The organism is Spiribacter vilamensis (assembly GCF_004217415.1).
GTDB lineage: Bacteria > Pseudomonadota > Gammaproteobacteria > Nitrococcales > Nitrococcaceae > Spiribacter > Spiribacter vilamensis.
Window position 1 is genome coordinate 1,633,121 of record NZ_SHLI01000001.1, and the last position, 22,634, is coordinate 1,655,754.

Here is a 22,634-nt window from a genome sequence, read left to right on the forward strand (position 1 = left end):
ATGGCACGGCATACGTTTTTCTGCATCGACGGGCATACCTGCGGCAATCCGGTCCGGGTCGTCGCCGGAGGCGGTCCGCGCCTGCGCGGCGAGAGCCTCAGTGACTACCGGCAGGACTTCCTCGCCCATCACGACTGGATCCGCCAGGGGCTGATGTTCGAGCCCCGCGGTCACGACATGATGTCGGGCTCGATCCTCTACGCGCCCACCCGGCCCGACTGCGAGCTCGGGGTCCTGTTCATCGAGACCTCGGGCTGCCTGCCGATGTGCGGCCACGGCACCATCGGCACGGTTACCACCGCCATCGAGGAGGGGCTGGTCGACCCCGCGATACCCGGCGCGCTGGCGCTCGAGACCCCGGCGGGCCGGGTGGACGTGACCTATGACCAGCGGGGGCGATTCGTCGAATCGGTGAGCCTGCGCAACGTCCCGGCCTGGCTCGAGGCCACCGACGTCGAGGTAGAGGTCCCCGGACTGGGCCTGTTGCGCTGCGATATCGCCTACGGGGGCAACTTCTACGCCATCTTCGACCCCCAGCCCGGATTCGACGGCCTCGACAGCCTGCGCATCGACGACATCCTGCGCCTGTCCCCGGAGGTGCGCCGGCGCCTGAACGCGATCGTCGATCCCGTCCACCCCGACGACCCGACCATTCACGGCGTATCGCACGTTATGTGGACCGGGCCCGCCCATGACCCGGGCGCCGATGCCCGCAACGCGGTGTTCTACGGCGACCGCGCCATCGACCGGTCGCCGTGTGGTACCGGCACCTCGGCCCGGATGGCCCAGCTCAATGGACGCGGCCGACTGGCGGTGGGGGATCGGTTCGTGCACGAGAGCGTGATCGGCAGCCTCTTCACCGGCGAGGTGATCGCCACCGAGACCGTTGGTCCACACGCCGGCATCCGGCCGCGGATCAGCGGCTGGGCCCGGGTCACCGGCTACAACACGATCTTCATCGATGATCGCGATCCCTTCGCCCACGGCTTTTCGGTGAACTGACCATGCAGTTCCTCGATCGCGAACAGACACTCGCGCGACTCGACTACCAGGCCGTGGCCGACGCCTGTGCCGACATCCTCGCCAGCGCCCGGGCGGGCGACACCGAATGCCCGCCCCGTGGCGCCATGTCGCTGGCCGAGGGCGGCACGCTCCTGCTGATGCCGGCCACCGACTCGCAGATTGCGATCACCAAGCTGGTCACGGTCCATCCGCATAACGGCCGCCACCAGCGACCCACCATCCAGGGCGAGATGGTGGTGCTGGATGCCGCCACCGGCGAGCGCCGGCTGCTGGTGGATGGCGGTGCGGTATCGGCCCGGCGCACCGCCGCGGTCTCATTGCTCGCCGCGCAGCACCTGGCCCCGCGCACTGATACTCCGGTCCTCGTCTATGGCGCCGGCACACAGGCGCGGACGCATCTCGAGGCATTCCGGGACGGGCTCGGCGTGCGCCGGGCCTATCTAACCTCGCGCACCCGGTCACGGGCCGAGGCCCTCGCCACGGAGATGAACCGGGCCGGGATGGACGTCACGGTGATCGATGACCCGGCAACGGTCCTCGAGCAGGTACGCCTGATCGTGGCCGCCACGACCGCCACCGCGCCCATCCTGCCGGCGTCACTGCCTGCCGACACCTTCGTGGCCGCCGTGGGGGCATTCCGCGCCCACATGGCCGAGATCCCGCCTGAGCTGATCGCGCAGGGCCGGATCGTCATCGACAGCGCCGAAGGCGCCCGGGACGAGGCGGGCGACCTGATCAAGGCCCGTGCCTCGGGGCATTTCGACTGGGATCGGGCGACCACGCTGGAGGCGGTGGTCCTCGACAACACCCGACCGCCCGGCGACGGCCCCGTTATCTTCAAGAGCGTCGGCCAGTCGCTCTGGGACCTGGCCGCCGGTCGGGTCCTGGTCGCCGCCATGCCGACACAACCCACTTCGTCCAGCCGGTAACCGCATATGACTCTGACCACCGATCAATTCATCGCCGGTGCACGCCGTGCAGCCGGCCACGCGACCTTCCAGGCCGAGGACGCCGCCAGCGGCGAGCGACTCGCGCCAGCGTTCGTCGAGGCAACGCCGGAGGAAATCGATGCGGCCTGCCAGGCCGCGGCAGCGGCGGCCGATCGCTTCGCCGACGCCCCGCTTGCGACGCGGGCCGGCCTCCTCGAGGCCATTGCCGAAGGACTCGAGGCCCGTGCCGATGCGTTTGTCGAGCGTGCCGGCGCCGAGACCGGCCTGCCCGAGCCGCGCATTCGCGGCGAGCTCGCTCGAACCACGGGTCAGCTGCGGATGTTCGCCCGGGTCGTGCGCGAGGGCGGCTTCCTGGGGGTGCGCATCGATCACGGCGATCCCGACCGGCAACCGGCCCCCAAACCCGATCTGCGCCAGCGCAACATCCCGCTGGGTCCGGTCGCGGTGTTCGGCGCCAGCAATTTCCCGCTGGCGTTCTCGGTCTGCGGCGGCGACACCGCCTCCGCCCTGGCGGCGGGCTGCCCGGTGGTGGTGAAGGCGCATCCGGCGCATCCCGGCACCTCGGCGCTCGCCGCCGAGGCGGTGGAGGCGGCCGTTGCCGACAGCGATCTGCCGGCGGGCGTGTTCTCGATGCTGCAGGGCGCCGGGCATGACCTGGGGGCGGCACTGGTCCGCCATCCGGCCATCGAGGCCGTGGGCTTTACCGGCTCGCAGCGCGGTGGACTGGCCCTGCAGCGCATCGCCGCCGAACGTGACCGACCCATCCCGGTGCATGCCGAGATGGGGAGCGTGAACCCGCTATTCGTCCTGCCCGGCGCCCTCGCCGACCGGCCCGAGGCCATCGCCCGGGGACTGGCCGGCTCGGTGGCGCTGGGCTGCGGGCAGTTCTGCACAAAGCCCGGCCTGGTCTTCGTGCGCCGGGGCGAGGGCTTCGAGACCTTTCGCGAACAGCTGATCCAGGCGGTCGAGGCGATGGCGCCGGCGATCATGCTGCATAGCGGTATCCTCGCCGCCTTCGAGGCGGGCTGTGAACGGCTCGCGGCGGCCGAGGGCGTGGAGCGGCTCGCGGCCGGCGACAGTGCCGAGCATCGGGCCCGGGCCACGGCCTTTATCACCGCTGCCGAGATACTCAACGCGCAGCCGGACCTCGCCGACGAGGTGTTCGGCCCGGCGGTGCTGGTGGTCACGCTGGATGACGCCACCGGCTTCGAGACCGTCGCCGAGGGGCTGGTCGGGCAGCTCACCGCAGGTATCCATGCCCGCGACAGCGAGCTCGACGACCAGGCGGCGTTGATCACCCGGCTCGAGCAGCGTGCGGGCCGGGTCCTGTTCAATGGCTTTCCCACCGGTGTCGAGGTGGGCGAGGCGATGGTCCATGGCGGCCCCTACCCGTCGACCACGGACAGCCGCACCACCTCGGTAGGGACCCGCGCGATCGAGCGATTCCTGCGCCCGGTAGCCCTGCAGGACATGCCGCCCGCAGCGCTGCCGCCGACCCTGCGGGACGACAATCCCCTCGGGCTGCCTCGTCGCGTGGATGGTGTCGACCAACCCGGAGCGGCGCATTGACCGCCGAGACCCGGCGTTACCGCTATACCGACCTGCATGCCGCCGGCGAGCCGGTGCGCATCATTACCGGCGGGGCGCCGACGCTCGCCGGCGAAACACTGCTCGACAAGCGCCGCGATGCCATGGAGCGGCACGATGCCGTCCGCCGGCATCTCATGCTCGAGCCCCGCGGTCATGCCGACATGTATGGCGTCTGGCCCACCGAGCCCGACCACCCGGACTGTGCGCTGGCGGTTCTGTTCATGCACAACGAGGGCTACAGCACCATGTGCGGCCACGCCACGATCGCCCTTGGCCGCTGGGTGCTCGAGACCGGTCGCGTGACCCCGACCCCGCCGGTCACCCACTTTCATCTGCAATGCCCCTGCGGCCCGGTCGCGGTGCGCGTGACAACGCCCGCCGATGGCCCGATCGGCGCGGTGAGCTTTGACAGCGTACCGGTGTTCGCCGGCGCAACGGGACAGGCACTCTCCTTACCAGACCACGGCCGCATCGATGTCGATATCGCCTACGGCGGCGCCTACTACGCCGTCCTGCCCGCCAGCCGGCTGGGGCTCGATCTCTACACAAGCGCGTACGAGACATTGATTGCGGCGGCCCGGGCGATCATCGTCGCCGGCCGCGAGCAGCTCGTGATCGACCATCCAGATACGCCCGATCTGGGGTTCCTGTACGGCTGCCTGCTCACCGACGGCCAGGCCCCCTCGGCCAATGGCGAGACCCGTAATCTCTGCGTTTTCGGCGGCGGCCAGGTCGATCGCAGCGCCACGGGCTCGGGCATTGCCGGCCGGCTGGCGCTCGCCCATCAGGACAACGGCATTGCAGCGGGCGAGACCTGCGCAGTCTCGGGACTGAGCGGCATTGCCTTCGACGGCGCGATCCGCGAGGTACGGGAGGACGGACGATTGATCGTCACGGTCACCGGGACGGGATACCGGAGCGGCGCCGGCGAGTTCGAGGTGGAGAGAGACGACCCGCTGCGGGACGGGTTCGAGTTGCCGGCGCGCCTGGCGGAACAGGCCGGCTAATCAGGCCGGTTTGAGGATCACCTGGTCGGATTCGGCGTGCGCCATCCGGTAGGGCACGGCACTACAGGCGAAGCGGCGGATGATCCGTTGTGCCTGGGCATGGGCCTCGCGCGCCGGGCCACTGATCACGATTTCCCGCCCGCGGTATTCAACCCGGCAGTTCTGCTCCGACGTGCCTGCCATGGATGCGCCTCCGCCTGGTTTGGTGCACTGCGAAATCGCGAAGTCTGACGCCCAGCCCGCGGGGCGTAAACCCCCGCGTCATTAGCCTTTATCAATGATCAAGGCCAAGCACTTCAGGCCTGATCAATGCATGGATGCGCCGGCCCGTCTCCAGTCGCAGCGCCGCCACCGACTGCCGCGTCACTTCGGTCCACAGCGAGGCCTTGTGACCGACGCCCAGCTGCACGCGCACCACGCCCTCGCGGACGGTCTGCAGCGACTCCACCCGTACCGGCAGGCTATTGAGCATACTCGTCGCGGTGGGGGGTTCCAGGGTCAGCACGACGTCGCGGGCCGCCACCCGCAGTGCCACCGGGTCGCCGGGATCGGCACTGATCTCACTGATCCGCAGTCGGCCGGCATCGGTGGCCAACACCGTCAGACCCCAGTCGTTATCGCGGGCGACGACCCGGCCCGGCCAGATCACCACCGGCTCGGGCTGGCCGAGCAGCGCCCAGTAGTCCGGCGACGAGAACACGCTGCTGACCGATGCGTGGGTCAGCACGCCGCCTTCGCGCATCAGCATTATCCGGTCCGCCAGCGCCAGCACCTCGTGACGGGCGTGGGTGACATACAGAACCGGGATCCCGAACCGCTCGGGGATGGTTCGCAGCAGCGGCATGATCTCGCGCTGGCGGGCGCTATCGAGGCCGGTCAGTGGCTCGTCGAGCAGCAGAAGACGCGGGCCGGCGAGCAGCGCCCGACCCAGCGCCACGCGCTGTGCCTCGCCGCCGGAGAGCGCCGACGGCGCCTGGTCAAGCAGTTTACGCAGCCCCAGCCCGTCGATGACCTCGGCGCGGCCGGGTCCATCCTCGCGCCGCCGCCGCTCGGCATAGTCGAGGTTGCCCCGGACACTCAGGTGCGGGAAAAGCCGGGCGTCCTGGAATACCAGCCCCACCGCACGCCGATGCGGCGGCAATGCGACCGCACGGCTCTGCCAGGGCTGCTCGCCATGGCGGATGGTGCCCCGGCAACCGCGCTCCAGCCCGGCGAGGCAGCGCAGCAGACTGGTCTTGCCGCAGCCGGAATGGCCGAAGAGCGCTGTCACGCCGGGTTCCAGCCGGCCCTCGGCGGCGAGGCTGAAGCCGGGTCGATCCAGCGTTACATCGAATTCGAGCGCGGCGGCGGTCATACGCTCACCCCCACCCGGCGTCCGTTGAGGGTGTAAATCCCCAGCAGCGCGACGAACGAGAACACCAGCAACCCGGCGGACAGCGCATGGGCCGCACCGTATTCGAGGGTCTCGACATGCTCGAAGATCGCGATGGCGACCGCCCGCGTCTCGCCGGGAATACTGCCGCCCACCATCAGGATCGCGCCGAATTCCCCCAGGGTATGGGCAAAGCCGAGCACCCCCGCCGTCACGAACCCCCGCCTCGCCAGCGGGCAGGCGATCGTCAGGAATGCATCCCGCGGGCTTGCACCGAGCATGGCGGCGGTCTCCAGCGGTCGCCCGCCGACGCTGCTGAAAGCATCGCGCAGCGGCTGGACCACGAACGGCAGCGAATAGAGCACCGAGGTAATCACCAGCCCCGTAAAGCTGAAGGTCAGCGTGTTGCCGGTCACCGCCAGCCACGGCCCCCCGACCGGCCCGTCGGGCCCGAGCAGGATGAGCATGTAAAAGCCCAGCACGGTGGGCGGCAGCACCAGCGGCAGGGCGACCAGGGCATCCACCGGCACCCGCCAGCGGCTGCGGCCCATCGCCAGCCACCAGGCGAGCGGCGTTCCCAGCACCAGCAGCACCGCAACGGTGACGCTCGCGAGCTGCAGACTGATCCACACCGGGGTGAGATTCATTGGGATTCATCCATAGGCTGATAACCGAAATCCTGCAGGATACCCGTGGCGGCCGGACCCTGCATAAACGCGAGAAACGCCAGCGCCTGGTCGGGCGAATCGGTCCGCTCGAGAATGACTGCATCCTGGCGAACCGGGGCATGCCAGTCCGTATCAACCACCTGGTGTGCGCCCGCCGGGCGGTTGTCGTGCCGGGTGTAGGACGCCGCCACCAGCGCATGGCTGACATTGCCAGTGGCGAGATACTGGAACGCCTGGCCGACGTTCTGCCCCTGGACGATGCGATCTTCCAGTGCCGCCCACTGACCGGTCGCCTCCAGCGCCTCCCGCGCGGCGCGGCCATACGGCGCCAGCGCTGGATTGGCGATGGCGAGACGGGTCACCAATTCGGGCCGTAGCCCGGCCAGGCCCTTTGCCGGCAGCGCGATGCCGGGCCGGGCCCAGAGCACCAGCTGGCCGCGGGCATAGGTGATATGCCGATCGGCGCGGGCCAGCCCCTCGTCCACCAGGCGTTGGGGACGGGCCTGATCCGCCGCCAGGAAGACGTCATAGGGGGCGCCGTTGGTAATCTGTGTGTAGAGCTGGCCGGTGGCCCCGGCACTGATCAGCAGCTCACCCCCACCCTGCTCGGCGAAGGCGTCGGCCAGGGTCTCCAGCGGCGTGAGGAAGTTCGAGGCGACGGCGACATGCAGCGGCGCCGCGCCCGCCGGCACGGCCGCCGTCAGTAGCGCCATGGCGAGCAGCCACTGCCGCAGTGTCTGGCACCGTCCCTTTCGCGGCCCGCGCATCGTCCGATCGCCCATTTTTCCCTTTCGGCGTTATGATTCCGAACAAGCATACCAACAAGAGAACCATTCCATGAGAATGCTATTCATCGTGCTCGGCGGCCTCGTCGGGCTGATCGTTATCGCCGTGGCGGCCGTCGCCCTGCTCTTCGACCCCAACGACTACCGCGACCGGATCACCACCGCGGTCGAGGACCAGCTGGGCCGGTCGTTCGCCATTGACGACGAGATCGGCTGGAGCCTTTTCCCGCGGCTCGCCATCGACCTGGGCGGCATCCGGCTGGGCAGCGGTGGCGGCTTCGGCGATGAGCCGCTGGTCACCGCCGAGGGTGTCAGTGCCGGCATGGCCGTCATGCCGCTGCTCTCCGGCGAAATCGAGCTCGAGACCCTGCGCATCGACCGGCCCGTTATCAACCTGATCCGCAACGAGGCGGGCGATGCCAACTGGGCGTTCGCCGGCGCCGGGGGCCAGGCCGAGACCGTGGACGCCGGCGCGAGCGGCGGCGGCGCCCTGCCCGACTGGCTGGCCGGGCTGAGCCTGGGCGGCATCGATCTGTCCGGCGGGCGGGTGCGCTATACCGACGCCACCACCGGTGACAGCCTGACCATCGATCCGCTCAACCTCGACCTGGGCGCCATCGCCCTCGGCCGGACCGCCCCCATCAGCCTCGAGGCGATGGTTAAGCGTAACGGCGAGCAGTGGGACACCCGCATCGACGGCGACCTGGTGTTTCGTCGCGACGGCAGCCTGTCGCTACGCGACACCGACCTGCGCGCCAACGACCTGACCATCACCGAGCTAAGCGCCGATATCGCACCCACCGACGGGGGCTGGCGCGTCTATCCCCTGTCCGCCCGCTTCTACGAGGGTGACTACGGCGGCGATATCCGCCTCGGTACCCAAAGTAGCCGGATGCCGCTCGCCTTCAACGAGGGCCTGAACGGCGTGGCGATGGGTCCCCTGCTGACCGCCCTGACCGGCTTCGAGCGCCTCACGGGCACGGCGGGCATCAACGCCAGTGGCGACATGGCGCTGTCGGCCGGTGACGCGCCGCTCGCCACCCTCAACGCCGACGGCGACTTCAGCATCCGCGATGGCGCCTTCCAGGGCGTGAACATCGCCCGGCTGATCCGTGCCGCCCTGGCACGGGTCCAGGGCGAGACACCACCCCCCGAAGACGAGAACCCGAGCACCGACTTCACCAGCCTAACCGGCAGCGTAACGGTCCGTGACGGTATTGCCCGCACCGACGACATCGCCATGGACTCGCCGGTGCTGCGCATCCGCGGCGACGGCCAGACCGACCTGGTCGAGCAGACCCTGGCACTCTCGCTGAACGTCGATGTGGTCGGCAGCCTGCAGGGACAGGGTGGCCAGCCGCCGGAAGAGCTGCGCGGCGTGTCCATTCCGCTGCGGATCGAGGGTAACTGGGCGGATCCGAAAATCCGTCTCGATATCGCCCGGGTGATCCAGGAGAGCCAGGGCACGCAGATCCGCGAGCGGGTGGAAGAGGAGGTCGACAAGGTCCGTGACCGGCTGGAGGGCCTGTTCAACTGATGGCGCCCGAGGGGTTCGCCGGGGCGGTGCTCGCGTGGTTCGACCAGCACGGGCGGCATGACCTGCCCTGGCAGCACCCGGCGACGCCCTATCGCGTGTGGATCTCGGAGGTGATGCTCCAGCAGACCCAGGTCGCGACGGTCATCCCCTATTTCGAGCGGTTCATGGCCCGTTTCCCCGACGTGGAGACCCTGGCGGCGGCGGATCGCGACGAGGTCCTCGCCCACTGGGCGGGGCTGGGCTACTACGCCCGGGCCCGCAACCTGCATGACTGTGCCCGGCGCCTGGTGGCGGAGTACGGCGGGGAGTTTCCCGACATGCGGGACGCCGTGGCCGATCTGCCGGGCATCGGCCGGTCCACCGCCGCCGCCATCCTGTCGCTGTCGCGCGATGCGCCTCATGCCATCCTCGATGGCAACGTCAAACGGGTACTGGCGCGCTACTTCGCCATCCCCGGCTGGCCCGGCCGCAGCGCCAACGAGAAGGCGCTCTGGGCGCGCAGCGAGGCGGTAACCCCCGCGCAGCGAACGGGTGACTTCAACCAGGCGATGATGGACCTGGGCGCCACGGTCTGTACCCGGCAGCCCCGGTGTCCGCACTGCCCGCTGCAGTCGGGCTGCCAGGCGTTCGCGCAGGGCAACCCGGGCGCCTATCCCGGTCGCAAGCCGAAGCGCGAGAAACCGCTGCGAACCACCACCATGATGATCATCCACGGCCCCCAGGGGATTCTGCTCGAGCGCCGACCACCTACCGGGATCTGGGCCGGGCTCTGGTCGCTGCCCGAGGCGACACCCCCGACCGAGGACTGGGCGCGGGATGAGCGCCGACTGGAGATCGAGCTGGTGGATGACGCACTGCCGCCGCTGCGCCACGAGTTCACGCATTTCAGCCTGACCATTCAGCCGGTCCGCGCACGGCTGCTGTCCGATCACGGCATCGAGGACGCCGACCGGCTCTGGTATAACCCGCACGCAGACAGCGCACCCGGGCTGCCGGCCCCGGTGCAACGCCTACTCCATCAAGAGGAGTCCCCGACATGAGCGATGACACCATCCACTGCATCAAACTCGGTCGCGAAGGCCAGCGACTCAAGCGCCAACCCTATCCCGGCGAACTCGGCCAGCGGATCCTGGAGAACGTCAGTCAGGAGGGCTGGAAGATGTGGGTCGGCCACCAGACCATGCTCATCAATGAGTACCGCCTATCGCCCATGGACCCGAAGGCCCGGCAATTCCTCGAGCAGGAGATGGAGAAGTTCTTCTTCGGCCCCGGCTCGGCACCGCCGCCGGACTATCAGCCCGACGAGTGAACCGTCGATGAGGCGGGTTACGCGCCGTCCAGCATCGCCGCCCAGCGAGGCCGCAGGGCGGTTGCCGTCCAGGCGCTGACATCCGGCGCGGCGGGCGGACTGTGGGCGAGCCAGTCGGCAAGCCGTGCCGCCAGGGCGCCGGCATCGCCGGCGGGATAGCGATGCACCGCCGGGTACTGCTCGGGATAGACCAGGGCATCAGGCACCAGCGGCGTAGCACCGGCCGCCGTGGCCTCGAGCATGCCCAGCCCCTCGAACTCGTGGATGGCGGTGCTCAGCACGATCCCGGCGCGTCGCAGTAACGCATCGTAGTCGGCTCGCGGGACGCGGCCATTGGCGACGATGCGATCGCTCAGTGCCTCTTCGATCCGCGCCAGTGCCGCCGGCGTCCGGGCCGGACGGCCCCCCAGCAATGCCAGGCGGAACTCTACGCCGCGATCGGCCAGTGCCAGCAACGCCTCGGCGAACACCTCCGGCGCCTTGTCGTACTCCCAGCGGTGATTCCAGAGGATCAGGCGTGGATCGCGGTCGACGCGTTGACCATGATCGGCAGCACTACTCGGCGCCGATTCGACCGGCGTTATCGGGACAGGCACGACGTGGGCACGCGGCGCGAGGCGCTCGACGATCCTCGATGGCACCGCGTCGGGCATGCGGCGGAGCAATGTCCCGACGCCCTCCAGAAAGCTGGTGCGATTCCATTCGGAGTTGAACAGCAAGCGATCCGCCGCCAGCGCGCCGTAGAGCTGGACGATCTGTGGCTCCAGTGATGGCCGCTGGTCCGGCCCGACGGGATAGGCAAACTGATTTTCGTGGAAGTAGTAATCGGTCGGCAGCCCGGCGAGGGGCGGGTAGAGGCCGCGCAGCGTCGCCAGGTCCACCATGGAGGTGGCGATGACCCGGTCGACGCCCTCGCTGGCCGCCTCGATTTGATCGAGCCAGGACAGCGGGTTGCCGCGGATGCGCCACTTGAAATGCCGCCCGGGCAGCGTCAGCAGTCGCCACTCGATTTCGGGAAAGGCCTGTTGAAGCCAGCCCGTCCACCAGGCGTGGCTGTCGGCCTGGTAGGCGGAGAGGAGGAGGATACGTCGTGTCATGAGCGCGATTATAGGCGCTCGACCTTGACCCGTCCCGGCGCATCGGTTTGAATACTCATCTCCGATGGCCAGGTAGCTCAGTCGGTAGAGCAGACGACTGAAAATCGTCGTGTCGGGAGTTCGATTCTCTCCCTGGCCACCAACCCCTTTTTGGTATTTCCTCTTCCTGCCCGTGGACCACCTTGCAGCATCGTCGACCATTATTCCGGTATCACACGCGGTGACGGCCTGGTGAGCGAATGATGCAGTCCCTTTTCCCGATTCTCGGCGTGTTCGCCGTTTTCTCGCCGGCGCTGATGCTGCCGGGTCCGGATTTCGTGGCGGTGGTGCGCAATACCATCGGCCGTGGCACCCGCGCGGGCGTGCTGACCGCCCTGGGGGTGAGCATCGGCATTACGTTCTACGCGGCGCTCAGCGCCATCGGGCTGTCGACGCTCACCAGTCGCTTCGACTGGTTCGAGGTGGTCATCCGCACCGGTGGTGCGCTCTTTCTGGGCTATCTCGGCCTCCGTCTTCTGCTGACGCGATCGCCCGTCCGGCATATCGAGGCAGAGCCGGTGAATGCCCCGGGTGGCCCCCGGAACCCGCTCCTTCTGGGACTACTCGTCAATCTGACCAACCCCAAGGCCATCGTCTTTTTCGCCAGCATCTTCGGTAGCGCCTTCAAACCCGAGACACCGCCGATCATCATCGCCGCAGTCATCGCCATCGTCGGGACCTGCGCCATGGCCTGGTTCTCGACGATCAGCCTGGTCACCGCCTCCACGGGCCTGCTGGTTCGGCTCGAGGACCATCAGCACTGGATCGAGCGGCTCGCCGGTATGGCGTTTCTGGGATTCGCGCTCAAGATCGCCTACGACCTGCTGCTCGCCTGAGGGTTTTCAGGGGCCGAGTTCCTTGACCGCCTCCATCGCGACGTAGGTACTGGTGGAGGCGACATGGGGCAGGCTGGAGATCGAGTCCGCAAGCACCCGGCGATAGCTCGAGATATCCGGTGTGCGCACCTTGAGCAGATAGTCGAACCCTCCCGCGATCAGGTGGCATTCCTCGATCTCCGGAACGCCCCGAGCGGCCTCGTTGAAATCCTTCAGCGCGGATTCGCGCGTATCTGACAGGCGCACTTCGACAAACGCCACATGGGCCGCACCGATCCCGATCGGATCGAGGATGGCCCGATAGCCCCGGATCACACGGTTTTTCTCCAGCCGCTGCAACCGCGCCTGGGTCGGAGTCTTGGAGCGGCCGATGCGCCGTGCCAGCTCGGCCACGCTGATCCGGCCGTTGACCGACAGCACGCGCAGGATTGTCTGGTCCAGGCGATCGAGCGCCGCCGTCCTGGCAGGTTCGTCTGTCACTTTATTACCCCTTAAAAAAGATCAATTGACTAGTGCATCTGTTGTTTTAAGGACAAACTACCATTTCTTCTCGGTTATTGTGACTTCCATGGACACAAGAATCAGTGCACTCGAGACCGATCGTCCCGTCGAGCTTCCGGCGGCCCTGACCCATGGCATGCGTCGCTCGGAGATCACGACGCTGCAACGGCTTGTCGACCGGGCCGACCTTGCACCCGAGCAGCGCCAGGCTATCGTCGCCAGCGCCGCCGACCTGGTCCGGGAGATCCGCCAGAGCGCCCGCCCGGGGCTGATGGAGGTCTTCCTTGCCGAGTACGGCCTGTCGACCGACGAGGGCATCGCCCTCATGTGCCTGGCCGAAGCCCTGCTCCGCGTCCCGGACGCCCCCAGCATCGATGCCCTCATCGAAGACAAGATCCGTCCCTCTGACTGGGGTCAGCATATGGGGCATTCCAGCTCCAGCCTGGTGAATGCCTCGACCTGGGCACTCATGCTGACCGGGCGCATCCTCGACAACCCGAGCCAGGGCGTGACCCGTAACCTGCGGGGTGCCGTCAAGCGCCTCGGCGAGCCGGTCATTCGCACCGCCGTCGGGCGGGCCATGCGCGAAATGGGTCGGCAGTTCGTGCTCGGCGAGTCGATCGAGGCGGCGCTCAAGCGCGCCCGCGGGCAGGAGAAAAAGGGCTTTACCTACTCCTACGACATGCTCGGCGAGGCGGCGCGCACGGCGGAAGACGCGAAGACGTATTACGAGTCCTACCGCGACGCGATCATCCGCATCAGCAACGCTGCCCAGTACAGTAGTGGTCGTGACAACCCGGGGATCTCGGTGAAGCTCTCGGCGCTGCATCCGCGCTACGAACTCGCGCAGCGCGACCGGGTTCTGGACGAACTGGTACCGCGAGTGACCGCCCTTGCCCGGCTCGCGGCGGAGAAGGGACTGGGCTTCAACATCGATGCCGAGGAATCGGATCGACTGAACCTGTCCCTCGAGGTCGCCGAGGCCGTGCTCCAGGATCCCGCCACCGCCAACTGGGATGGCTTTGGCATGGTGATCCAGGCCTACGGGCAGCGCGCGGCGGACACCGTCGACTGGCTCTATCAGCTGGCACAGCGCCTTGACCGCCAGATGACGCTGCGGCTGGTCAAGGGCGCGTACTGGGACACCGAGATCAAGCGCGCCCAGGCACTGGGCCTGGACGGATTCCCGGTCTTTACCCGCAAGGCGGGCAGCGATGTCAGCTACCTGGCCGTATCCCGCCAGCTTCTGGGCATGACCGATCGCCTCTATCCGCAGTTCGCCACCCACAATGCCCATTCAGTGGCGGCCGTACTGGCGATGGCCGAGGAAATGCAGGTACCGACGGAGGCATTCGAGTTCCAGCGACTGCATGGCATGGGCGAGCGGTTGCACGATATCGTCAGACACCGTCATGGCACGCGTTGCCGGATCTATGCGCCGGTAGGCGAGCACCGCGACCTCCTTGCCTACCTGGTCCGGCGCCTGCTTGAAAACGGGGCCAACTCCTCGTTCGTCAATCAGATCGTCGACGAGAACGTGCCGCCGGAGACCGTGGTTGCCTGTCCCTTCGAGGCGCTCGACGACGTCGTCCATCCGATCAATCCAAAGCTAGCCAACGGTCCGGAGATCTTCCTGCCGAGCCGCCGCAACGCCCGGGGCTTCGATCTCGGCGACCTGGCCGATCTCGACTGCATCGAGGGGGCCAGGCGTCCGTTCCGTGACCGGCGCTTCCAGGCAGCGCCGGTCCTCGGCGACGGCACCCGGTCCGATGCCGGCACTGATACCCATGGCGGGCATGACATGCCCAACCCCGCCGATCCGGATGATCTTGTCGGCCACGTCCGCGATGCCACGGCGGCGGAAGTCGAGCAGGCGATCGGCGCCGCGCTTCCCTGGACGGCGTCCGCCCGGGAGCGTGCCGGCGTCCTCGAGCGGGCGGCGGAGCTCTACGAGCGGGACTTTGGCGAGATCCTTGCCATTGTCGCCCGCGAGGCGGGCAAGAACATGCTTGACGCGGTCGGTGAGCTGCGTGAGGCCATCGACTTCCTGTACTACTACGCCCGCCAGTGCCGGTCGCTCGAGCCGACACCGCGTGGCCGTTTCGCCTGTATTTCGCCCTGGAATTTCCCGCTCGCCATCTTCACCGGGCAGATCGCTGGCGCCCTGGCGGCGGGCAATGCGGTGCTCGCCAAGCCCGCGGAACAGTCACCGTTGACGGCTGCCAAGGGCATCGCCCTGATGCACGAGGCGGGGGTACCGGCCTCGGCCCTGCAGTTCCTGCCTGGCGACGGCGCCACGGTGGGAGCGGCGCTGACGGGGGATGAGCGTATTGACGGCGTCGCCTTTACCGGTGGCACCGATACGGCAAGGGCGATCCATCGCAACATGCGCGGGCATCTCGACCCCGGCGCACCGCTGATCGCCGAGACCGGTGGTCTGAACGCCATGATCGTCGACTCGACCGCCCTCCACGAGCAGGCGGTGCGCGATGTCATCGCCAGCGCGTTCCAGTCCGCCGGTCAGCGCTGCTCGGCCCTGCGCTGCCTCTACATTCAGGAGGATGTGCATGATGACTTCATGCGCATGCTGCTCGGGGCGATGGACGAGCTGCGGCTGGGCAACCCCTGGCAGCTGTCGACCGACGTGGGTCCGGTTATTGACGCCGACGCCGCCGCCGACATCCAGCGGCATGTCGATACGGCGAAGCAGGAAGGCCGCCTCATCAAGCAGGTCGAGGCGCCGAATACCGGGTATTTCGTCGGACCGGCGGTGATCCGTGTTGACGGCATCGACGCCCTCGAGCGCGAGATATTCGGTCCGGTCCTGCATGTCGCCACGTACCGTGCCGATGCCCTGGACGGGGTGATCGAGGCCATCAACGCCCGCGGCTACGGCCTGACCTTCGGCGTCCACACCCGGATCGAGGATCGGGTCCAGCACATCGTTGACCGGGTCCATGCCGGCAATCTCTACGTCAACCGTAACCAGATCGGCGCGATCGTCGGCAGTCAGCCCTTCGGGGGCGAGGGACTGTCAGGGACCGGCCCCAAGGCGGGCGGCCCCGATTACGTCAAGCGGTTCGCGCAGGCTACTGCCCCGCAGACGGCGACAGAGCCGCCGAGCGCGACGGCCGACCCGGACACGGTCCAGCAGCTGCTGGATGCGACACCCACCGCGGCCATGCCGGCCGAGGGCACGGACATGCCCGGCCCCACTGGCGAGTCCAATCGGCTCTACCATGTCCCCCGGGCGCCACTGCTGTGCCTCGGCCCCGGTGCCGCGGCCGCCGCCGAGCAGCGGCGCCAGGTGGAGGCACTGGGTGGCGTCGGTATCGAGGTTACCGGGCAGCTGAATCCCGAGGCGCTCGGGACGCTGAACGGTTTCGCCGGCGTGATCTGGTGGGGTGATGCGGACGCCGGGCGGGCGCTGGCCAGCGCCCTCGCCCGACGCGACGGCGAGATCCTGCCGGTGATCACCGGTTGCCCGGATCGGGCGCACGTCAATCACGAGCGCCATGTCTGTGTCGATGTCACCGCCTCCGGCGGTAACGCCCAGTTACTCGCCAAGGTGCAGTAATGGCCTGAGCGCCGCCAAACTTTACTTCCCCAGGTACGCCCCCCAGAATAATGCGCTTTTATGATGGGGGGCATCAAAAATGGTGAACGCAGCAAACCAGTACGGGACAGGCACACAACGATCGACACTGGGCGACCCATGGGTCCTTGGCCTCAGTGCCGGCTTCATCCTGCTATTCATCGCTCTCTCCATCTTTGATGTCGATCTTGTCAGTGGGCTCGTGGGCAGCGGGTTTGCCTGGACAGCGAAATACCTCGGCTCGTATTTCCAGCTACTGCTGCTGCTGACGTTCGTCATCGCCATCGGCGTGGCGATCTCGCCCGCCGGCGGGGCCGTGATGGGCGATCTCGAGAAACCCGAGATGAGTTCCTTCCGCTGGCTGGCCATCATCATGTGCACCCTCCTCGCCGGAGGGGGTGTGTTCTTTGCCGCGGGTGAGCCGGTCTACCACTTTATTGCCCAGACCCCACCCGCTTTTGATGCCGAGACCGGTACGGTCGAGGCCATACGCGGCGCGCTTGCACAGTCGTTCATGCACTGGGGCTTTCTCGCCTGGGCCGTGCTCGGCGGGCTCACCAGCCTGGTGCTGGCGCATGCGCACTATGTGAATGGCCAGCCCCTGCAGCCCCGTACCCTGCTCTACCCGGTGTTTGGCGACCGGGTCATGCACGGTGCCTTCGGCGGTATCGTCGATGCCGTCTGCGTCGTCGCCGTGGTGGCGGGGACGGTCGGCCCGATCGGCTTTCTCGCCACCCAGGTCGCCTACGGCGGCACCGTGCTCTTCGGCCTGCCCGGTGGCTACGGCACCCAGCTCGCGGTGCTCGTGGTGCTGGGCATTATCTATGTCTCCTCGGCGATCAGCGGTATCCATCGCGGCATCCAGCTGCTGAGCCGCCTCAACGTCTACCTGGCACTGGCCATCGGCGCCGTTATCCTGCTGTTCGGGCCAACGCTGTTCCTCATTGATGCCTATACCCAGGGAATGGGCGCCTATCTGGGCAACTTCCTGTCCATGGCCACAATGACCAGCCAGACCGCACCCGAGTGGTGGATGAAGTGGTGGACGGTGTTCTTCTTTGCCTGGTTTATCGGCTACGGGCCGCTGATGGCGCTATTCGTGGCCCGCATCTCGCGGGGCCGGACCGTGCGCGAGATGATCCTCGCGGTCTGCGTCGCCGCGCCCATCGCCACCACGATCTGGTTCACGCTGCTCGGCGGCTCGGGGATCTTCTACCAGTTGAACGGCGATATCGACCTCGCCGAGGCGCTGACCAACTTCCAGTTCGACGTCGCCACCCTGACCGTGGCCGAGGCCCTGCCCCTCGGCTCGGTGATGGCCGCCGCCATTCTCGTGCTCACCACGATCTTCGTGGCGACCACCGGTGACTCCATGAGCTACACCATCTCCATGGTGGCGACCGGTCATGACCGGCCGAACACGGCGGTGCGGGCGTTCTGGGGCATCACGCTGGCGGTAATGGCCGCGATTCTGCTCTATATGGGGGCCGGCCAGATCTCGGCGCTCCAGCAGTTCATCGTGGTCACTGCTATCCCGGTGTCACTGGTTCTGCTGCCATCGCTGTGGACCGGTCCGAAGGCGGCCTATGCCATGGCCCGCGAGCAGGGGCTGGTGCGCTGAGCATCACCCCTCGACGGGGTCGAGAAGCGTCGCATCATCCTCGCCGGGTCGATTGACACGGGTCGATACCGGCCAGGCGGAGAGCCTGTCCGGATCGAGCCGATGAACCGCCCGCCGGATCGCCTTTCGAGTGGTCAGTGACGGGTCGAGCCAGGTCGCTGCGGCCTCCGGCGCGAGCACCAGCGGCATGCGGGGGTGAATCGTCTCGGCAACCCCTCGGGCCGGCTCGGTGATAATCGCGCAGCAGCGACCCGGCGCCTGATCCGAGTCGGCCCAGAGGCCGGCGTAGAAGATCAGTGGCGTATCCGTGGCGGTTACGTACCAGGGCTGCTTGCCGGTGGAGGTCTGTTGCCACTCGAACCAGCCATTGGCAGGGATCAGGCAACGGCGGCGGGCAAACGCGTCACGGAAATAGCGCGACGTTGCCACCGTTTCCGCCCGGGCATTGATCGGTGCCGGGGCATCATCGCCCGCCCATTGCGGACGAAAGCCCCACCCGGCAAGGCCGAGCGCCGGGGTATCCGGCGCCGGGCCCGCATACACCGTGAGGATCGACCGGCCCGGCGTGATGTTATATCCCTGCGCCGAGGCGAGGCCCGGCTCGGTGGCCGTCGCCCCGATCGAGCGGGCGACCGTATCGGGACGGGCATGCAGATCAAAGCGTCCGCACATCGGTCAAGCCGCGGCTGCCGGGCCTAGATGTCGATGCAGATCTTGCCGAAGTGGGCGCCGCTTTCCTCGTGCTGGAAGGCCGCTACCAACTCCTCGAGAGGGAAATGTCGATCAATGACCGGACGGATCCCGGTGGCCTCCATCGCCTCGACCAGATCCTGCTGATCGCGCCGGCTGCCCACCAGCACCGCCTGCAGTCGCTGCTGCCGGACAAGCGCCTGGATCAGCGGGAAATCGCCGTTGACACCCGTTAGCACACCGATGAGTGCGATATGGCCGCCGACGGCCGCGGCCTTCATCGACTGCTGCAGTGTGCCGGGGCCGCCGACCTCGATCACATGATCGACGCCCCGCCCATCGGTGAGGTCGCGAACCGCCGCCCCCCACTCCGGGGTCTGGCGGTAATTGACCACGGCCTCGGCCCCCATCGCCTGCAGACGAGCGAGTTTTTCATCGCTCGACGAGGTGGCAATCACCCGTGCGCCAGCCGCCACCGCCATCTGGATCGCAAAGATCGACACACCGCCAGTGCCCAGGGTCAGTACGGTCTGACCGGGCTTGAGATTGCCATTGACGAACAGTGCCCGCCAGGCCGTCACGCCCGCCGTGGTCAGCGTCGCCGCCTCGGCATGACTCCATCCGGCCGGGATGCGCGTGAAGGCGTTCGCGGCGCGGGTCACGGCATCACGCGCATAGCCGTCAATGCCGTCCCCCGGCGTCCTGCCGAATCCCTCGTGGACGGCCGGCCCGTCGATCCAGTCGGGGAAAAAGGTGCTGACGACGGCGTCGCCAACGGCAAAGTCGCTGACACCTGCCCCCACCGCAACGACGTCGCCGGCGCCATCGGACAGGGGGATGCGCGCCTCGTTGCGGGGCGCCAACGGGCCTTTTACCACGCCGTAGTCGTGGAAATTCAGCGAGCTGGCGCGCAGCCGCACGGTGATCTCGCCACTGCCGGGCGCGGGCGGATCATCCACATGCTCGATGCCGACGTTATCGAAGCCGCCGCCGGGGGCGAGTCTGAGTACCCGATTGGCCATGTCCATCTCCTCCACAGTGACCCGAATCCATCAATTCGGTCATGCTGAGCGCCCCGACGGCCGGAGGCAAGCCTCTCCTGCGTGCGGGTCGTGCTATTCGAGATGGGAACGCAGTCGGGACTGAAATGAATCACGCACCTCGGCAAAGGCATCCGTCACCCGCTCGGTGGGCAACAGCCGGACCAGGCGTCGATCCTCGCCCTGGCGGGACTTGATCAGCCAGCCATCGGCAACGAGCTGCGCGAGGTTGTAGCGGATCCCGGTCACGGAATACGGCAGTATCGCCAGCAACTGTTTGACACTCAGCGGCCGCTGACGATGATGCGCCCGGGTCACCGCGACCAGGATATCCAGCGGAATCAGTGATGCGCCGTAGGGAAGCGCAGGCGCAATCGCCTCCCTCAGCTGCTCGGTCAGGTGCGCATCGGTGAGCACCGTCTGCCGGTCCATGGCAACCCCCTGTTTCCCCAGACCCACCGGACGCTAGCCACGCCACCAGCAAGTCGCAATCAAATTCGACTACTAAATTAGTTGATGCCTGGGCGGGAAACCGTGACCGGGTACCGGTTCGTCAGGTCGGTTGCTCGGGCTGACCGCGGGCCACGGAGAGGATATGTACCTGCATGAGGTCGCCGGCACGCTCGCCATCGCCATTGGCCAGCGCATCGACGATCCGGGCATGCTCATCGAGCGCATTCTCCATCACCGATCGGGTCAGTCCATAGGTGCTGCGCGCCGAAGTCGCCCCGTGCAGAACGGTTTCCAGCGAGCGTTGCAGCCGCCGGCTGCCGGCCGCGGCGAGGATGGTCTGGTGGAACTCGAGGTTGAGGTCGCTGAGCACGTCGTGTGGGGGCTCGGGACGTTGCACCAGCGTTAATTCCTGATCGACAACGGTGCGCAGGCGCGCCAGCTGGGTGGCGCGGATACGGACCGCGGCACGCCGCGCGGCGTAGGCCTCGAGCAACGCCCGGAGCTCGAAGATCTCGTGGCTGTCCTCGCGGGTCCACTCGATTACCCGGGCTCCGCGATAGGGAATGATCTCGACCCAGCCATCGCCCGCAAGCCGTGCCAGTGCCTCGTGCACGCAGAGCGTCGATGCGCCCAGCTCGTCGGCGATGGCCTGTTCCGTGAGGAAGTCGCCGCCGTCGAAACCTCCCTGGAGAATGCGTAGACGGACGCTGCGGCAAATCTGATCGGTCACGGTATCCATACCGCGCTAATCGTGCCCGCGGTCTTTGCGGCTTGCAATGCCGTCCGCCACGGCGTCGAGGAAGGCGACGAGCCGCGGCCACTGCTCAGCCAGTTCGTCACTGAGGTCGTGATCACCCTCCAGCCACACCAGCGTGGTTGTCCCCGGATCGCCGGCCCGGGCGAGCGCCTCGGCGTCCACCGGCGGGATCACCCGGTCACGACGTCCATGGGCGATGAGCACGGGCACGCGGATCCGGCCGATGACCGACACCGGCGCAATGGTGGCAAAGCGGTGGCCGATGACGGCTTCCACGTAGCGCAGCACCAGCCAGCCAAAGGGGATGAACGGGACATGGCGGGCGGCGAGCCAGCGCTTCATCATCCGCTCGGGATGCACGAACCCGGACAGGCTGATCACACCATCGACGTCGTCCCGCCACGCCGCCGCCAGCAGAGTAGCGGCGGCGCCGACAGAGTGCCCGGCAATGATCAGTGGACCCTCGTCGCCGTCATCATTGCGACGCAGCCACGCCACCGCGGCAACGATATCCTCGGCAAAGCGCGGCATGGACGAGAAATCGTCGGCATCGCTATTGCCGTGGTTGCGCACATCGAACAGCAGGACCTGCCAGCCGGCCCGTTGCAGCGGCCGTGCCAGCGAGAGCATGAACAGTCGGTTGACGCCCCAGCCGTGGCAAATGACCACCCGCCCGATGCGCGGGTCGCCGTCCAGCAACCAGCCCGACAGCCACCGGCCCCGCCGGGTGGGGAAACTCACCGCGATGCCGCTGACCCCGTGATCCGCCGGACTGCCCTCGACGGGTCGCCGCGGCGCCGCCAGGCTGTGTCGCAACCACCGCGTCGCCGCCCACGCGAGTGCCGCGAGGACCAGCAGCACCGCGCCGGTCCACACCAGCATCGTCATCCCGGCAGCACCTCGCGTAGCAGCGGATTGGGGAATCGGCGCTCGGTGGTCACCGCGTAGAACGTCTCACTCATGGCCGGCAGGCGATCGGCCTCGAGCAACTCCCCGCTGTCGAGCTCATCGCGCACCACGATCGGCGGAATGACCGCGAGCCCGATCCCCTCCCGGGTCAGGAGCCGGAGCATGGCCATGTCATCGATTTCCGCGGCAATCTGGGGCCGGATATCGTACTGCGAGAGTACGGCTTCAAAGGCGGTGCGCAGGCCACTGGAGCGGGTCGGCAGGAGGAGTGGCGCCGTTGCCAGCCGACTCGCCAGCGGCTGCTCGCCACCCACGCGCGCCGGCACGCCGATCAGGCTGACCGGCTGTTCGGCGAGGCGATGGGTAATAAACGGGTGCAGCGCATCCAGCCGCGGCGGGGCGTTGGTCAGGACGACATCCAGCTGCAGCGTACTCAGCGCGTCAAAGAGCTCGCCGGCACCGCCGGCGCGAAGCACTACCTCGACATCGGTGCGATCGAGCACCGGGCGCAGAAAGGCGAGCTGGAAATTCCGCGACAGCGTGGCGAGCGCCCCGACCCGCAGCGCCTGCCGGGTACGCCCCGTCTGCTGGAGGGTAGCGAGCAGTTCATCCCCCGTGGCGAAAATCGTATCCGCATGATCGAGCGCGATCCGCCCGGCCTCGGTCAGGTGCAGGGCGCGCCCGCGCCGATCGAACAGCGGTTGACCGAGGCGCTCCTCGAGCTGACGGATCTGTGATGACAGCGCCGACTGGGAGATGCGCAGTCGCCGAGCCGCCCGTGTGAGGTGGCCCTCGTGGGCGACCACCTGGAAATACTGCAGATGATGATAGTTGAGCTGCGCCATATCGTTCTAT

The 22,634-nt window shown here is 67.8% G+C and carries 22 protein-coding genes and 1 tRNA gene; 11 read left to right on the forward strand and 12 right to left on the reverse strand.

What is annotated here, in order from left to right:
• Genes EV698_RS08195 through EV698_RS08210 form a run of 4 tightly spaced genes read left to right on the forward strand, consistent with a single transcriptional unit; the run spans position 1 to position 4,570 of the window.
• A complete protein-coding gene (locus EV698_RS08195) occupies positions 1-1,002 on the forward strand; it encodes a 4-hydroxyproline epimerase (protein ID WP_130503599.1) in 1,002 nt (333 codons plus the stop codon).
• A gap of 2 nt (positions 1,003-1,004) precedes the next feature.
• The gene (locus EV698_RS08200) at positions 1,005-1,952 is read left to right on the forward strand and encodes a delta(1)-pyrroline-2-carboxylate reductase family protein (protein ID WP_130503600.1); all 948 of its coding nucleotides are present in this window, start codon (positions 1,005-1,007) and stop codon (positions 1,950-1,952) included.
• A 6-nt stretch (positions 1,953-1,958) separates the two neighbouring features.
• The gene (locus EV698_RS08205) at positions 1,959-3,542 is read left to right on the forward strand and encodes an aldehyde dehydrogenase (NADP(+)) (RefSeq protein WP_130503601.1); all 1,584 of its coding nucleotides are present in this window, start codon (positions 1,959-1,961) and stop codon (positions 3,540-3,542) included.
• Complete coding sequence (locus EV698_RS08210) at positions 3,539-4,570, forward strand: proline racemase family protein (protein WP_207220514.1); 1,032 nt, start codon at positions 3,539-3,541, stop codon at positions 4,568-4,570. The genes EV698_RS08205 and EV698_RS08210 overlap by 4 nt, the downstream gene beginning before the upstream one ends.
• Here EV698_RS08210 and EV698_RS08215 read toward each other — a convergent pair whose 3' ends face one another.
• The 4 genes from EV698_RS08215 to modA all read right to left on the reverse strand — a co-directional run bounded on the left by EV698_RS08215 (position 4,571) and on the right by modA (position 7,392).
• Positions 4,571-4,753 carry a hypothetical protein gene (locus EV698_RS08215; RefSeq protein WP_130503602.1) on the reverse strand — a complete coding sequence of 61 codons (183 nt, stop codon included), beginning with the start codon at positions 4,751-4,753 and terminating at the stop codon, positions 4,571-4,573.
• A 91-nt stretch (positions 4,754-4,844) separates the two neighbouring features.
• Positions 4,845-5,924 (reverse strand): molybdenum ABC transporter ATP-binding protein, encoded by a 1,080-nt coding sequence (modC, locus tag EV698_RS08220; protein ID WP_130503603.1) that lies wholly within the window; start codon positions 5,922-5,924, stop codon positions 4,845-4,847.
• Positions 5,921-6,589, reverse strand: coding sequence for a molybdate ABC transporter permease subunit (gene modB, locus EV698_RS08225; RefSeq protein ID WP_130503604.1), 669 nt, complete (start codon positions 6,587-6,589; stop codon positions 5,921-5,923). The genes modC and modB overlap by 4 nt, the downstream gene beginning before the upstream one ends.
• A complete protein-coding gene (gene modA, locus EV698_RS08230; protein WP_130503605.1) occupies positions 6,586-7,392 on the reverse strand; it encodes a molybdate ABC transporter substrate-binding protein in 807 nt (268 codons plus the stop codon). Before modA ends, modB begins: the two co-directional genes overlap by 4 nt.
• 55 nt (positions 7,393-7,447) lie before the next feature.
• On the opposite strand from modA, the gene EV698_RS08235 reads away from it, so the two are divergent.
• From EV698_RS08235 to EV698_RS08245, 3 genes are read left to right on the forward strand one after another with little or no spacing between them, the layout of a single operon-like run.
• Positions 7,448-8,932 carry an AsmA family protein gene (locus tag EV698_RS08235; protein ID WP_165385757.1) on the forward strand — a complete coding sequence of 495 codons (1,485 nt, stop codon included), beginning with the start codon at positions 7,448-7,450 and terminating at the stop codon, positions 8,930-8,932.
• A complete protein-coding gene (gene mutY / locus EV698_RS08240; protein ID WP_130503607.1) occupies positions 8,932-9,972 on the forward strand; it encodes an A/G-specific adenine glycosylase in 1,041 nt (346 codons plus the stop codon). The genes EV698_RS08235 and mutY overlap by 1 nt, the downstream gene beginning before the upstream one ends.
• Positions 9,969-10,241: an oxidative damage protection protein gene (locus tag EV698_RS08245; protein WP_130503608.1), complete on the forward strand. Its 273-nt coding sequence runs from the start codon at positions 9,969-9,971 to the stop codon at positions 10,239-10,241. The genes mutY and EV698_RS08245 overlap by 4 nt, the downstream gene beginning before the upstream one ends.
• Positions 10,242-10,258: 17 nt before the next feature.
• On the opposite strand, the gene EV698_RS08250 is transcribed toward EV698_RS08245, so the two are convergent.
• Positions 10,259-11,338 (reverse strand): tRNA-queuosine alpha-mannosyltransferase domain-containing protein, encoded by a 1,080-nt coding sequence (locus tag EV698_RS08250; protein WP_130503609.1) that lies wholly within the window; start codon positions 11,336-11,338, stop codon positions 10,259-10,261.
• 66 nt (positions 11,339-11,404) lie between these two features.
• On the opposite strand from EV698_RS08250, the gene EV698_RS08255 reads away from it, so the two are divergent.
• Both EV698_RS08255 and EV698_RS08260 read left to right on the forward strand, forming a co-directional pair.
• Positions 11,405-11,480: transfer RNA gene (locus tag EV698_RS08255), tRNA-Phe, on the forward strand.
• Between the two features lie 97 nt (positions 11,481-11,577).
• Positions 11,578-12,213, forward strand: a complete 636-nt coding sequence (locus EV698_RS08260; protein WP_207220515.1) for a LysE family translocator — start codon at positions 11,578-11,580, stop codon at positions 12,211-12,213.
• A gap of 6 nt (positions 12,214-12,219) precedes the next feature.
• Here the strand turns inward: EV698_RS08260 and EV698_RS08265 are convergent, their stop codons facing one another.
• Positions 12,220-12,693 (reverse strand): Lrp/AsnC ligand binding domain-containing protein, encoded by a 474-nt coding sequence (locus EV698_RS08265; protein WP_130503610.1) that lies wholly within the window; start codon positions 12,691-12,693, stop codon positions 12,220-12,222.
• A gap of 88 nt (positions 12,694-12,781) precedes the next feature.
• Between EV698_RS08265 and putA the strand changes: the two genes are divergently transcribed.
• The gene (gene putA, locus EV698_RS08270; RefSeq protein WP_130503611.1) at positions 12,782-16,291 is read left to right on the forward strand and encodes a bifunctional proline dehydrogenase/L-glutamate gamma-semialdehyde dehydrogenase PutA; all 3,510 of its coding nucleotides are present in this window, start codon (positions 12,782-12,784) and stop codon (positions 16,289-16,291) included.
• A 79-nt stretch (positions 16,292-16,370) separates the two neighbouring features.
• On the forward strand, positions 16,371-17,930 hold the full coding sequence (locus tag EV698_RS08275; RefSeq protein ID WP_130503612.1) for a BCCT family transporter: 1,560 nt from the start codon (positions 16,371-16,373) through the stop codon (positions 17,928-17,930).
• Positions 17,931-17,933: 3 nt separating this feature from the next.
• Here EV698_RS08275 and EV698_RS08280 read toward each other — a convergent pair whose 3' ends face one another.
• The 6 genes from EV698_RS08280 to EV698_RS08305 form a co-directional block, all read right to left on the reverse strand.
• Positions 17,934-18,602 (reverse strand): SOS response-associated peptidase, encoded by a 669-nt coding sequence (locus EV698_RS08280; RefSeq protein ID WP_130503613.1) that lies wholly within the window; start codon positions 18,600-18,602, stop codon positions 17,934-17,936.
• Positions 18,603-18,625: 23 nt separating this feature from the next.
• Positions 18,626-19,642: a zinc-dependent alcohol dehydrogenase family protein gene (locus EV698_RS08285; RefSeq protein ID WP_130503614.1), complete on the reverse strand. Its 1,017-nt coding sequence runs from the start codon at positions 19,640-19,642 to the stop codon at positions 18,626-18,628.
• Positions 19,643-19,735: 93 nt separating this feature from the next.
• A complete protein-coding gene (locus tag EV698_RS08290; RefSeq protein ID WP_130503615.1) occupies positions 19,736-20,092 on the reverse strand; it encodes a helix-turn-helix domain-containing protein in 357 nt (118 codons plus the stop codon).
• Positions 20,093-20,213: 121 nt separating this feature from the next.
• The gene (locus tag EV698_RS08295; RefSeq protein WP_165385758.1) at positions 20,214-20,843 is read right to left on the reverse strand and encodes a GntR family transcriptional regulator; all 630 of its coding nucleotides are present in this window, start codon (positions 20,841-20,843) and stop codon (positions 20,214-20,216) included.
• A 15-nt stretch (positions 20,844-20,858) separates the two neighbouring features.
• The gene (locus EV698_RS08300; protein ID WP_239016238.1) at positions 20,859-21,758 is read right to left on the reverse strand and encodes an alpha/beta hydrolase; all 900 of its coding nucleotides are present in this window, start codon (positions 21,756-21,758) and stop codon (positions 20,859-20,861) included.
• Positions 21,755-22,624 (reverse strand): LysR family transcriptional regulator, encoded by an 870-nt coding sequence (locus tag EV698_RS08305; RefSeq protein ID WP_130503617.1) that lies wholly within the window; start codon positions 22,622-22,624, stop codon positions 21,755-21,757. Before EV698_RS08305 ends, EV698_RS08300 begins: the two co-directional genes overlap by 4 nt.
• Between the last annotated feature and the right edge of the window lie 10 nt (positions 22,625-22,634).